Annotated in this window: 10 protein-coding genes and 1 pseudogene; 2 read left to right on the top strand and 9 right to left on the bottom strand. The window is 69.6% G+C overall.

From position 1 onward, the window contains the following. Position 1 precedes the first annotated feature (1 nt). Positions 2–1,531 (bottom strand): class I adenylate-forming enzyme family protein, encoded by a 1,530-nt coding sequence (locus RUR_RS09965; RefSeq protein WP_283134662.1) that lies wholly within the window; start codon positions 1,529–1,531, stop codon positions 2–4. Positions 1,532–2,278: 747 nt separating this feature from the next. Beyond that, positions 2,279–2,755, bottom strand: coding sequence for a hypothetical protein (locus tag RUR_RS09960; protein WP_283134661.1), 477 nt, complete (start codon positions 2,753–2,755; stop codon positions 2,279–2,281). Positions 2,756–3,254: 499 nt separating this feature from the next. Between RUR_RS09960 and RUR_RS09955 the strand changes: the two genes are divergently transcribed. After that, the gene (locus RUR_RS09955) at positions 3,255–5,750 is read left to right on the top strand and encodes a penicillin acylase family protein (protein WP_283134660.1); all 2,496 of its coding nucleotides are present in this window, start codon (positions 3,255–3,257) and stop codon (positions 5,748–5,750) included. Between the two features lie 159 nt (positions 5,751–5,909). Here the strand turns inward: RUR_RS09955 and RUR_RS09950 are convergent, their stop codons facing one another. The 3 genes from RUR_RS09950 to RUR_RS09940 form a co-directional block, all read right to left on the bottom strand. Further along, the gene (locus RUR_RS09950; protein ID WP_283134659.1) at positions 5,910–6,287 is read right to left on the bottom strand and encodes a hypothetical protein; all 378 of its coding nucleotides are present in this window, start codon (positions 6,285–6,287) and stop codon (positions 5,910–5,912) included. A 648-nt stretch (positions 6,288–6,935) separates the two neighbouring features. Further along, positions 6,936–7,787, bottom strand: coding sequence for a hypothetical protein (locus RUR_RS09945; RefSeq protein ID WP_283134658.1), 852 nt, complete (start codon positions 7,785–7,787; stop codon positions 6,936–6,938). 253 nt (positions 7,788–8,040) lie between these two features. Further along, positions 8,041–8,778, bottom strand: coding sequence for a Pr6Pr family membrane protein (locus tag RUR_RS09940; protein WP_283134657.1), 738 nt, complete (start codon positions 8,776–8,778; stop codon positions 8,041–8,043). Between the two features lie 243 nt (positions 8,779–9,021). Between RUR_RS09940 and RUR_RS09935 the strand changes: the two genes are divergently transcribed. Beyond that, positions 9,022–10,311, top strand: a complete 1,290-nt coding sequence (locus RUR_RS09935; RefSeq protein WP_283134656.1) for a helix-turn-helix transcriptional regulator — start codon at positions 9,022–9,024, stop codon at positions 10,309–10,311. Positions 10,312–10,334: 23 nt separating this feature from the next. Here the strand turns inward: RUR_RS09935 and RUR_RS09930 are convergent, their stop codons facing one another. The 4 genes and pseudogenes from RUR_RS09930 to RUR_RS09915 all read right to left on the bottom strand — a co-directional run bounded on the left by RUR_RS09930 (position 10,335) and on the right by RUR_RS09915 (position 12,741). Beyond that, the gene (locus tag RUR_RS09930; protein ID WP_283134655.1) at positions 10,335–10,607 is read right to left on the bottom strand and encodes a hypothetical protein; all 273 of its coding nucleotides are present in this window, start codon (positions 10,605–10,607) and stop codon (positions 10,335–10,337) included. Next, positions 10,604–11,062: a hypothetical protein gene (locus RUR_RS09925; RefSeq protein WP_283134654.1), complete on the bottom strand. Its 459-nt coding sequence runs from the start codon at positions 11,060–11,062 to the stop codon at positions 10,604–10,606. The genes RUR_RS09930 and RUR_RS09925 overlap by 4 nt, the downstream gene beginning before the upstream one ends. 155 nt (positions 11,063–11,217) lie before the next feature. Next, the gene (locus tag RUR_RS09920) at positions 11,218–11,457 is read right to left on the bottom strand and encodes a hypothetical protein (protein ID WP_283134653.1); all 240 of its coding nucleotides are present in this window, start codon (positions 11,455–11,457) and stop codon (positions 11,218–11,220) included. A gap of 69 nt (positions 11,458–11,526) precedes the next feature. Next, positions 11,527–12,741, bottom strand: a pseudogene (locus RUR_RS09915) (IS3 family transposase). Between the last annotated feature and the right edge of the window lie 22 nt (positions 12,742–12,763).

The raw sequence follows: 12,763 nt of genomic DNA, 5'->3' as shown, positions 1-12,763 counted from the left end.
CTCACACCCCTTCCGCGCGCTGACGAAGTTCTCGTTTCATGACTTTTCCGGCATCGTTCCTGGGCAGGGCGTCGAGGAAGATCACGCGTGCCGGAACCTCATGCGGGGCAAGTTGATCCGCGAGGAACCGCCGCAGGTCCGCAGCGGACATCGGCGTCCGCGTGACGACGGCCGCGGCCACCGCCTTCCCGAGGACGGGATGGGGGATTCCGAAGCACGCCGCATCGGTGACGTCCGGGTGCCGGTGAACGGCCGCCTCGACGTGGATCGTCGACACCTTGAAGGCGCCCGACTTGATCACGTCGCTCTCCCGGTCCACCAGGTAGAGGTAGCCGTCGGGATCGAGATAGCCGAGGTCGCCGGTGCGGATCCACCCGTGCCGGAACACCTCGTCGGTGGCCTGACGGTCCTTGTAGTACGCGCGGGCGGTGGCACCGGAGCGCAGCCAGACCTCCCCGGCCCGGCCCGCGGGCAGCGGCTGCCCGCCGGAGTCCGCGATCATGATGCTGTTGCCACCCGACGCACGACCCAGCGAACCGGACCGCTCCGGGTCGAAAACCATGGTGGTCCCGGCCGGGGCCGCCTCGGTCGAGGTGTAGTAGTTGACGATCATCGCGTTCGGGAACGCCTGGGCGAGCGCCGTGCCCACCGAGGGCGGAAGCGGCGCCGCCGTGGATCCCAGCAGAAGGACGCCCGACAGATCATGGCGATCCCGGACCCGCGCGTTGAGGAGCTCCATCGCCATGGCCGGAACCACGAAGACGGTCCCCGCCGCGTGCTCGGCGACGAGCCGGGCGAAACGGTCCGGGGTGAACCTCGGCAGGATCAACGCGGCCGGATGGGCGTGAAGCGAGTTGAGCAGCATCGTCTGCCCGGCGTTGGTGCCGATGGGAAAGGCGTGCGCGAAATACTCCGAATGCGCCATGGCCCGCCCACGGCGCCGGATGCCGGCCTCGAAGGTGAGGTTGCCGTGGCTGGCCGCCACCCCCTTGGGCCGTCCCGTCGTGCCCGACGTGTAGAGGATCTGCGCAAGATCCTCGGCCTTGAGGACGACGTCCGGCGGGACCGTGACATCCGATTCGAGGTCGTTCGCCGTCCAGACGGGCGTGTCCGAAACCCCCTGGCTCCTGCCGTCGTGCACGACGCCTCGGGCGCCGCAGTGATCCAGCATCCAGCCGATGTCGGAGGGGGCGACCCGGGCGGGGATCGGCACCGCGACGGCACCCGCCTTCTGGATCGCGACGTAGGCGACCGCGTACTCGATCCAGTGGTGCTCGTCGAACAGCGTCGCCACGCGATCACCTGGACGGACTCCGCGTTCCAGCAGGCCATGGGCCATGGCGTTGGACCGCTGGTCCCATTCCAGGTACGTGGCGGACCGCGACCCGCCGACGTTGAAGGCGGTCCGATCCGGCTGGACGCGCGCACGCGTCGCGAGCACGGCCGGAACCGTCGGCGGCACTCGGCGCCCGGTGACCGGGGCATCGTTCAGGCCCTCCGGTGAGGAGGACATGGCCAGCGGGGCGACCACCGTCGCACCTCCATCATCAGAGGTGATCGAATTTGGACGTGCCTCATCCTCGGGACCGGAGTACCGAAAGTCGCGGGGAGGAAAAGCATAGGAAAGTTTCCTATTCATTCCCTGCGCGAGAGTATTGCATGATCATCTGGCAGTGTCACGTCTCATTCTCCGGAACATGACTCTGGTTGGTAAGCCCACATAACGGCTCGCCCTGAAAGGCGGTTACAGCCAGCCCAATAACGAGCCATCAGCGTTTCGGACGCAGTTTTCGGACAATCAAAACCCACGGAAATGATTCATCGTTAGAAAAGGTCCGCTTCACCGTATGAACGGTACGGCACGGATTTCCCGGGGAAGCACCTCGCCGACCGCGAAATCCGCCCTCCTGGCGGGCGAATCGGCGACGACCCCGCCGTCACCGGGAATCGGCCGACCGACGTCGTCCGTACCGTGCTCGGTTGGGCGTGATTCCCCGAGATCACGACGAACAGGTCCGGCGCGCCACCGGTCTCGCCGATCGGGATCCGGGGCGTGCGCCGACCCGATCCGGGAACCGGGTGCCGAGCCGATCCCGGGACCCGGACGGCCGGCGCCCTGAATCCTGGGCACCGGCCGGATCCGGTTCGGCGAAACCCTACGGCGACTCCCATGGTTCGCGGATCTGCGGCACCGTCGGCCGCCTCAAGCGGGACCGGAGACCCACCTGCGGCGCCGACCGCCCACCCTGCGAATCAGGTCGAGTCCAAAGGGTTCGGTTCAGGCGTAGCGGAAGAGGGTCAGCGACCAGTTCTGCAGCCCGCACTCGACCAGGGTGCCACCGGAGTACTTCACCCGGACCTGAGCGGTCGCGTTGACGAGGGGAATGGTCGGCGGTATCTCCATGATCCGAGTCGTGCTGACACTGCGCCACTCGGTCCCCAGGTTGATGGAGGAGTCGAAACGATGGTTGTCGCTCTCGGGGTGGGGGTCCTGCCCCCCGAAGGTGATGTCCAGCCAGCAGATGCCGTTGTCCCCCTGGACCTTGACGAGGGACTCCGCCGAGAAGATCGCGACGAACAACGCCCCGATGCTCGGACTTCCCCCACCCACCCCCACCTGCTGGGGGATGGTGGCGTTGGGAAGGTTCACCCAGACATCCGGCGTGCTGACCAGGAAGCGGTCGGAACCCCAGATGACGGAGGTCTGAATCGGCGCGGCATTGCGGACGACAGGACTCGTCGGATTGTCGGGCATGCCCTCTCCTCAGCGATAGACGTCTTGATCGCGTGCCGTCGATCTATCCACGACGTCATGGACACTACGTATCGCCACTGGATGGATACAAGGTGTTGCGATTCCTGCTCTGTCCTGGTTCTCGCGACAAATACTGATAAATGCCAGCAGACTTCCTGACGGAACTGCCATATCCATCGAAAGACAAACCCCCGGAGAACCGTTTCCGGCCACCACCGCCGTCGGTTCACCACCAACTCGGTTGACATCCACCAACCCCCACGCTCGTCCCCAAACCCGCACAAACCGTAGTGGCGAAGATCCACTCCCGTCTCGAATCCAGATAGCCGCAGGTCAGACCTATGCGTGTTGGATTCTCGGCCGGGATCTCTGGATCCCCTTCTCGCGTCGCCACAGCTGCGCCCCCTGACACCGCCGACCGAAATCAGGGGGCGCGCTCAGGGGCGATTTGGGGATGTACCGGATTACTCATCGATGCGTGCATAGCGACACTTGCGCCATGAAACGATCAATTCGGGCCTTCGCTGCGGTACCTCTCGCCGCTGCGCTCGCCACAACAGCAGTCGTGGCCGCCGGCCCCGCCATGGGAATCGCCGGCGTGCGCACCGACCCGCCGGCGCCGACCGTCCGCCCCCGAATCGACGCGGGCGCCGCCGACACCACCGGGGCGCCCGCTTTCGCCGGCTCGGCCCCGACAGCGGGCACCGTGGTCCTGCGCCGGACCGAGCACGGCATCCCGCACGTGCTCGCGGCGACATACCGGGATCTGGGCTACGGCGCCGGCTTCGCCTACGCGCAGGACAACCTGTGCGCACTGGCCGATGCCGTGCTGACCGTCTCCGGCGAGCGGTCGCGGTGGTTCGGGCCCGAGGCGACGGCGCCGGACGGGGTCGGCAACCTGGACAGCGACGTGCACCACACGGCCGTCAACGAGTCCGCGACGGTGGAGTCGCTGCTGGCCCGGCCACAACCGCTGGGCCCGTCGCCGCAGGCGCGGGAGCTGATGCGCGGCTATGCGGCCGGTGCCAACGCCTACCTCGCCCGGCAGGGGGTGGCGCACCTGCCCGACCCCACCTGCCGCGGCGCGGGTTGGGTGCGGCCCATCACCGAGCTGGACCTGTGGCGGCGGGCATACCAGATCGCCGGGCTCAACGGCGTCGGCGCGTTTCGGGCGGAGATCGCCACGGCCGCCCCGCCCGGTACCGGGCCGGCCGCCCGCCCAAAGGGTACCGCGCCGACCGCCGCCCGACCCGGGGCCGCCCCGGTACGCCGGGTGGAACCGCCCGCGGCCGGCAGCAACGCCTGGGCGATCGGCCGGGCCGCCACGGTCGCCGGTACCGGCATGCTGCTCGCGAACCCGCACCTGCCGTGGCGCAACGACCTGCGGTTCTACCAGATCCAGCTCACCATCCCCGGCCGGCTCAACGTCAGCGGTGCCACGTTCGGCGGGCTGCCGGTCGTGGTCCTCGGCCACACCGACCGGCTCGCCTGGATGCACACCATCTCAACCGCCATACCGAATACGCTCACCCAGCTCACACTGGCACCCGGTGACCCGACCAGGTACGTCGTCGACGGGCGGGCGCGCCGGATGGCGGCCGGCACCGTGTCGGTGCCGGTGCGCCGGCCCGACGGCTCGATCGCGGTGGCCACCCGCACGCTGTACCGCACCCCGGACGGGCCGGTGGTCCAGATCCCCGGGCTGCTGGACTGGTCCACGACCACCGCGTTCGTCCTGCACGACGCGAACGCCGGCAACCTGCGCCTCGTCGACCAGTGGCTGGCCGTCAACCACGGGCAGAGTATCGCCGACCTGCGCGCGGCCCAGGCCCGCCACCAGGGCCTGCCGTGGGTGAACACACTGGCCGCCGACTCCACCGGCACCACGCTGTACAACGACGTCCAGGTCGTACCCGCCGTCGACGACGCCCTGCAGCGGCGCTGCGCCACCCCGGCCGGGGCCGACATCGCCGCGGCCACCGGCGTCCCGGTGCTCGACGGCAGCCGGGGCGACTGCGGCTGGGCCATCGACCCGACCGCGGTCGAGCCAGGGCTGTTCGGCCCGGCCGCCCTGCCCAGCCTGGTCCGCACCGACTTCGTCGCCAACTCCAACGACAGCCCGTGGCTGGCCAACCCGGCGCAGCCGCTGACCGGGTTCCCGCGGATCGTCGGCACCACCGGTACCCCGCTGTCCCTGCGCAGCCGGCTCAGTCTGGACATGCTGACCCGGCGGCGAGCCGGTACCGACGGCCTGGGCCGGCCCGGGTTCACCCTGGACACGGTGCAGCAGACCATGTTCGGCAACCGCAACCACAGCGCCGAGCTGGGTCGCGACGCGGTGGTCGCGATGTGCACCGCGCACCCGGTGCTCGCCGGCGGCGACGGCAGTCCGGTCGACGTGCGCGCCGGCTGTGCCGCGCTGGCCGGCTGGGACACCCGGGGCGGCGCGAGCAGCCGGGGGGCCGTCTTGTGGCGCGAGTTCTTCATCCGGGCCCTCGGCGCGGCGGGCGACGCGGTGTGGCGCACGCCGTTCGACCCGGCCCAGCCGCTGACCACCCCGCGTGACCTGGCCACCGACCGCCCCGACGTGCGGGCCGCGCTGGCCGACGCCGTGCGCTTCTTCGCCCACGCGAACCTGCGCCCCGACCTGGCCCTGGGAGACGCGCAGCGGTACCTGTCCATCCCGATCCACGGCTGTACCCAGGCCGAGGGCTGCTTCAACGCGATCGAGCCGCCCGGCGGCCTCGGTTCCGACGGCGTCTATCCCGACGTCTCGTTCGGCACCGGCTTCCTCATGGCCGTGGAAGTGGGCCCGGCCGGGCCGCGCGCCCGTACCCTGACGGTGTACTCCCAGTCGGCCAACCCGCGCTCGCCGTTCCACACCGACCAGACCCGGCGGTACGCGGCCGGCCAGTGGATCACCGAGCGGTACACCGAAGCCGAGATCGGCGCCGACCCGGCGCTGACCGTCCGGTACCTGAACACCTCGAGCTGACCCCACCGGGAGGACATGGTGCGCGAAGCCACCCGGACCGGCTCAACCCCGGCCGGACCGGTCTCTCGGACCTGGTGCGGTCGGTGACGAGGCCGCGTTTCAGAAACATGTCGTGAGTTGCCGGACATCGTGTCGCATGACTCAAGCGACACCGCCTGTTCACGACGAGGGCTGACCTGCTCCCTCAAACCGGTAGGCGTACTCCCACTTGCCGCAGTACTTCCTGCCGGCGGTTCTCCGGTCCCAGTGGCAGACCTGAACCAGGGCGGTGTCGGCGACGTCGTTCTCCCAGGAAATGTCGGTCAGGCGGGTGAAGCCGACGGGGCCGCATTTCCTGGCTGATCGGATCGTCTGTCGGCCCTCCTCCTTGTTGATGAACTTGACCCGGACGTAGCCGCACAGCCGGGACGAGGGACTCCTGTCATAGATCCGTGCCTCAAAGTTGAAACCGCCGTTCTCATCGTCTCCCCAGGCCCGGCCGACGGCCACAGCCCGTGAGCCGTCGCTGGACTGCGAATAGACAGGACCCCACTTCACATTCGGATAGCCGGAGTCAAAGGTCGGCGCCGTCGCCGACGTAGTCGCAGCTCCGGCTGGGGAGGTGATGGCGGGCATGCCCCCCGCGATGACAGCCGAGGCGGCGGAGAGAGCGAACAGACGACGGATCGAACGGTGCATGTGATTCATCCCGTACTGGTGGAAGCGGCCTCTGAGCTCGCACGGCTGGGCATAGGGGCAGGTAGGGGAAACCCGTTGCCGGTAAAAGGACGTCGAGCGCCGTCAGATCGCGGCAGACGGTCATCGGCAAGCGTACGGCCGGTTCCCGACGGTGGCGAGATCCAGGAGTGAGCGGAAGGCGCCACCATGCGAGTCGTCCTCTCAAAAGAGGTGCTGCGGCACTTCATGTGTAAGGCGGACCGCTTTCGTTGAGCTGACAAACCTGCGAGCCGCCGCCTGCACGGGGTCGGCGGGGTCACCGCCGAAAGACGCCTCAGGGGGGACGATGTACCGGACAGCAGACGCCTGTCCGGCACATCGACCGGAATCCACCCGGCCGATCGGGGTCCTAGGACCTCGTCGCCGGGGTTGCCCGGTGGAGCCGGCGGACCGGATTCCACCGGGCCGCCGACGGCGGCTTCGGGGGTACCGGCCCTCGCCGGTGCGCCCGGCCCGGCTCCGCGCCCGTCACTGCTCGCAGTCGGTCGCGGTGTCGGCGCCGGGGCCGCCGTTGCAGGAGTCGACGCCGTCGCCGCCGTCCAGATCGTCGGCGCCGCCCCCGCCGTTCAGCTCGTCGTCGTCGGCGCCTCCGCGCAGGTCGTCGTCACCGCCGCCGCCGTTCAACTCGTCGGTCCCCTCGCCGCCGCTCAGGTCGTCGCCCCCCGCCCCGCCGGTGAGTTCGTCGTTGCCGGCCTCGCCGCGCAGCCCGTCCTCACCGCCGCCGCCGTTCAACGTGTCCCCGCCGCCCCCGCCGCGCAGGTCGTCGTCGCCGTTCCCTCCGCGCAGGTCGTCGTCACCGTCGCCGCCGCGCAGCTCGTCGTCGCCGTCCCCGCCGAACAGGATCGATCGGGGCGTCGTCAGGGGGACGTTCAGGACGACGACGTCGTCCCGGTCGCCGGCCTTGACGACGATGTCCGTGACGACCCCGGTGAACCGGACGTCGCCGCGCCGGGTGGACTTGGCGCATCCCCTGATCGGGCCGGCGTCGTCGTGCAGGACGTAGACGTCACCGGGCTTCTCGGTGACGGTGAGGTCGTTGGCGACCCCGGGCTGCGCCGTGTAGACGAGCTCCCCCGATCCGGGGTCCACGCTGCAGGTGCCGGCGGTCCTGGGGGCGGAGGCCGCCGCGGCGGGAGGCGCCAAGGTGGGGATGAGCATCAGCGCGGCCGCCACCGGGATCGCCAGCCTCTTGAGCGTGAATCGCGCGAGGACGGCTCGTTTCACGGATGAGGCGGTCGCCGGTACGGCCGGTGCGGATGCCGGAGCCGGCCGAAGGCGGCGCCGGGAGCCCGTCGGGTAAAGGCGCGGGGAGATCGTCATCAGAGGTTCCTTCTTTCACGGGTAGGGAAGGGGTGGGACAGGTCGACGGACGGCGATCACACGGATGCCGCCACGCCATCGCGGTTTACGGCAGACCGGCGGGCTCGTACGGCGGGCGATCTCGGTCACGGGAGACGTTGCCACGCTTGGCATGGGATTGCCCCGTCTCAGCCCGTCGGCTCTGACATCACGCTAGGCAGATGGACCGTCCCCTTCATCGGGGTCGACCCTGGAGGTTTATTAGGGTCTGCACTCATTCGATCCGCTGCGCCGCACCGGTCAGGCCGGCAGGAGTCGGCGGGACACGGTCCGGCTGCTCTCCATGCCACAGCACTCGCCACACGGCGTATGACCATCGTGCCCGACCGGCGAGTATGGCTCCCAGACCCAGGACGACGATGACGAGGTGAATCACCGCCACGAATACTGCGACACCGCCCCATCCACCAACCTCCGCAGGGTCGAGAAAGAAGTACGGGTACCAGTGGTCGCTTGACTCGGCGGCGTAGGTGAGGGCCATGGCGGTCCAGATCGCCGGGTGTACGAGCCACAGCGCCGCAGCGGTCACGGGCAACGACCGGGCGGGCGGCGCGGCGATCCACCACACGACCATGAGGACCGGCATAGCCTGGTGGAGCACGAAGTCGGAAAGACTCCACGGCGCCCCCGGCTCGGCGAGCAGGGCGCCTGCGACGATCCCGGTGACGGCCATGTCCACCACCGCGAGCCCGCGCAGGTACTCGGCCGCCCGGCCCGGATGCCGGCCACGCGCCAGCGCGACGCCGAACACCACGCAGGCGGCTACGGCCAGCAGGTTCGACTGGGTCGTGAAGTACAGGAACAGCCGGCCGCGGCCGAGGAGCGGGTTGGCGTCGTCCCAGGCGAGCAGCGGGTCGACGACGACGAAGGTGACCGTCGCGACCAGCAGCAGAACGCCCGCGACGACGACGGGCAGGATCGGACCGGTGCGGGCGGGAGGAGCAGCGACCACGGGATACCTCTCTGATCGGGTGCGTGTGGGGAGTCCCACGGGCAATCTCGTGGTCTGCGGTCGCGACCGCTATCCGGAGCAGCCCTGAACGTTGCCCGACGGTGTCCGGGGTAGCCCTGAATCTTCGACCCGAACGCCCTGGCTGGCTAAGCTTGCTACCGGATACGCGCCGGAGACTCCCTGGGGGGGCCGATGCACGACGCTCGCATGCGGCCGGGGGTTCCGGGGCGGTGGCATCCCCTCATGCCCGTCGTGCTGGTCGCGGGGCTCGGACTGTGCTCGGTGATCACGCTGGCCGTCGCACGCGCCGGAGGCGCCGGCGGTTATGCGACCCACCCCGTCTCGACGCTCGCACTGACGGGTGGTGCGACGGGGATCGCACTGCTGTCCCGACGGCTGGCCGATCGGGGTGATCGTACGGGCGGCGGCTGGCTCCTCGCGTTGGCCGTCGCCGTCCTCATGTACCTCGTGCTCGGCGCGCTCGCCGTGGTCGCGGTCACCGCCGAGTTCGGCATGGCGCCTCTCCTCGTCGGCGCCTGGGGTGGATGGTGGCCCGTACCCCTCGCCGTCTTGCAGCTTGCGGCACTGCGGGCGGAGCCACGCGCCCGCCGGTGGTCGATCCCGGGTGGCGTCGTCATCGCCGGAGCGGTCGTCTACTTGGCGTTGGACCTGGAGCCCGTGCAGCCGCTCATCGGCCACCCGCCGGCGGCGCCGGAGGGTTGGCGCACATCGGTTGCCACAGTCGCCGCCACCGTCCTCGTCAGCGTCGTGGTACTCGCCGCCGTGCTGTTCCTGGCGTGTCGCGCGGCCCGCGTCCCGGCGGACGAACGCGCGAGCGCCACGCTGGCCGCGGCCGCGGCGGCGGTGGCACCACTGTTGATCGTCGTGTGCATGGGCACGGCCGTAGCCGACGACCCCGGTGACATCGCGCCGACGGACGGCAGCGTCGCGTACTTGGTCTCGTTGGCTGCGGGCTGTCTCGTCGGGGCGGCGGCGCTCATCGTGTCCGCCGACGCGGCTGCCCGTCCCTCAGCGGTACGCCGACTGCTGTCAGGGGTTCTCGGTGGATACGCCGCCATCGGCGTGACGCTCTCCGCGACCTGGGCGGGGGCCGTGCTCCACCCCGCCGGGCCGTTGCTTTCCGGCCTCGCCGTGGTCGCTCTCACCGCGGTCGTCGGCGTCGTCTGGTGGCGGGCATCCTCCGCGCTGACCGAGTTCGCCGTGCCGTCCGCCGTTCAGCCCGCCGCGCCGCCTCCGCCACCACCGGTCGCACCGGTGACGCCATCGCGGCCGGGTACGAAGTCGTCACCTGGGCTCGAACTGCTCAGCCCGCGTGAGCGCGAGGTTCTCGCCCTCGTTGCCACGGGCGCCCGCGACGCTGCGATCGCCGAGCACCTGCACCTGTCGCAGCGCACCGTCGAGACGCATTTGCGGCGTATCTTCACCAAGCTCGGGCTTGAGAGCGACGACGGCCGCAACCGGCGGTTGCTCGCCGCCCGGACCTGGTTGGAGGCCACGGGCACCGACGCATAGTCGGCTCGGCTTCGAACTCGATGTCAAGGGGTACGGGGGCGAATTCGGTCGTCGAGAAAGAGAAGATCGTCCACAAGGCGTTCGGGAGCGTGGGCCGCGAGCGCCAGGTCCGCCACCACCACATGGCCCCCGGCCGACGCGGTACAGGGGTACACGGAAAGGGTCTCCGGCAGGCCGGTGGCGTCCACGTCCGCAGGCAGGTAGGTGACGGTCCACGCCTCCATGGCTTCCCGGGCGTCCATCAGTTCGTCGCGGAGCAGGTTGTTGCCGATGAGCAGCGAGGGGGCGTCGATCACCTCGACAACCCCACTGACCAAGGAGACCAGCCACGAGACCGGGTGTTCATGCAACGGCCGTGCACCACCCTGCTAGCCGGGTACCTTGTGTAGAACTTGACGACCGCGGTGAACGACCATTCATCGAGTGCACCCGCATGCCACCTTAGATTGGCCAGAACGTTGGGCAGGTTTTCAAGGCTGCCCAAGACAACGCCGCCGGATCCGATCGACTCCATTAGTTTTCCGAAGTCCTCGTGCCGACGATTGCGAACCATCTCGGCGGCAATGGCATCCAGATCAGCCCACTGATCTGCCGTCATGTCCTCCGATTGCCAGCAGAGCGGAGCTCCGTAGGCCCCACCCACATGAGTCGCAATGACATCCATCAGCTTTCGTAGCCGCCGAGCCTCCCCAAGCCACAGTTCAGCGGGAACGTGGGAACCCGTCGAGATTGTCCATTCATCCACCGCCATCCGGCCATCCTTTCCTACTCAAACCTCTTGGGCCGGTATACGACGCGGATCCGGCCACGAAGCTCGGGATGTTCATTGAGAATCCGATTGAGCAGCCGGGCGACCGGACGTTCGGCGCACCACCACTCCACGGGTCTTCCGCCACCGACGCGGGTCTACCTGAGTCGCTGCTGGGTTCGGGCTGGGTCGTCGCCCCGCCCCGTCACCACGGTGCCCCTTTCAACGCCGACTACGAGGCGTGGGTCCGGCGCGAATGCGGCGGCCCACGATGAACTCCCGGTAAGCGACACCATGATCTCGGCAGCGGTGCCCAGGTCCTGCCTGGCGGACTCCAGGGTCCCCATCGGCAGGCCGTCGGCGATGGCCCGCAGCCGCGTCACGAGATCAGTGAGCAAAGACTCCCTACCCCAGGAAGCACTTGCGTGTTTGGCCGAGGGGGCTTCCACCTGAGGACTGGACACGGCTTATGCGGCTGATGCCAGCGTAGTTGATGTCGCGTTGAGAGATGCTTCGTAGTCGTGCGGGGTGCGCTGCCCGAGCCTGGAGTGACGACGCCGGGTGTTGTAGCGGCAGGCCCAGCGGAACACCTCCAGGCGGGCGTCGCGAGCGGTCGGCCAGCTTGCCCGGCCTTGGAGTGTCTCGCGCTTCAACGTGGCGTTGAAGGACTCGGCCAGGGCGTTGTCGGCGCTGGACCCGACCGCGCCCATGGACCGGACGACGCCCGGTTCGGCGCAGAGATCCGCGAACTCCCTGCCGCTGCACCGCGCCCCGTGATCGGAGTGGAAGACCGCCCCCTCCAGCCCGCCCCGGTCACGAGCGGCGGCCCGCAGCGCGTCGGCGACCAGGCCACTGCGCATGTGGTCGGCGATCGACCAGCCGGCCGGCTTGCGTGAGCACACGTCGATCACCGTCGCCAGGAACAGGTGTGTCCCGTCGGCGACGGGCAGGTAGGTGATGTCGCCCACGTAGCGCCGGTTCGGCGCCTCGGCGGTGAAGTCGCGCCGGATCAGGTCCGGCACCGTCCGGCCGGACGTTCGGCCACCGTGGTGCGGACCTTGCGGCGCAGGCGCACCCCTTCGATCCGGAAGGCGCGCATGACGCCCTTGCAGTTCACGATCTGGCCGCGATCGCGCAGCTCGGCGGTGATGCGCGGCGATCCGTAGGTGCCCTCGTGCTCGGCGTGGATGACGGCGATCTGCGACGCGAGCGCCTCATCCCGGCGCCGCCGCTCGGCCCGTGCCGGGCGGCGCGCAGCCGGTGGTGGAAGCTGGAGCGGGCGACCCCGATGATCCGACACAACCGCTTCACCCCGAAGGCGTGTGCGTGGTCGGAGACGAACTGGAAGCGGTTCACCAGCGCGTCTCCCCGGCGAAAAACCGGGCCGCTTTGCGTAGGATGTCCCGCTCTTCCTCCAGCTCGCGCACCCGCCGCCGCAGCTCTGCGTTCTCGGCCTCCACCGCCTCCGGCAAGGACTCGCCGCCGTTGCCGGTGTCTTTGGGCCTGCGGCCCGGTCGGCCCCGCTCACCCCGCTCCTTGTGCGCGGCCCGGATCCGGTTCCGCAGCGTCTCGGCACTGATCCCCAGGTCGGCGGCGATCCCGACGATCGTCTCCCCCGGCCTGGACTCGTACAGCGCCACCGCGTCCTTCTTGAACTGCGGTGGGCAGTTCTTCATCCCCAAGGGGACACTCTCCCGATCTCTC

The organism is Rhizohabitans arisaemae (assembly GCF_025996515.1).
GTDB lineage: Bacteria > Actinomycetota > Actinomycetes > Streptosporangiales > Streptosporangiaceae > Rhizohabitans > Rhizohabitans arisaemae.
This window is presented reverse-complemented; position numbering and strand designations above follow the sequence as displayed.

What these genes read in the sequence shown, in the direction of transcription:
- RUR_RS09960 (WP_283134661.1), bottom strand. Translation starts at nt 2,755, where the DNA reads ATGCCCGACAATCCGACGAGTCCTGTCGTCCGCAATGCCGCGCCGATT.
- RUR_RS09935 (WP_283134656.1), top strand. Translation starts at nt 9,022, where the DNA reads ATGCCCGTCGTGCTGGTCGCGGGGCTCGGACTGTGCTCGGTGATCACG.
- RUR_RS09945 (WP_283134658.1), bottom strand. Translation starts at nt 7,787, where the DNA reads ATGACGATCTCCCCGCGCCTTTACCCGACGGGCTCCCGGCGCCGCCTT.
- RUR_RS09925 (WP_283134654.1), bottom strand. Translation starts at nt 11,062, where the DNA reads ATGGCGGTGGATGAATGGACAATCTCGACGGGTTCCCACGTTCCCGCT.
- RUR_RS09955 (WP_283134660.1), top strand. Translation starts at nt 3,255, where the DNA reads ATGAAACGATCAATTCGGGCCTTCGCTGCGGTACCTCTCGCCGCTGCG.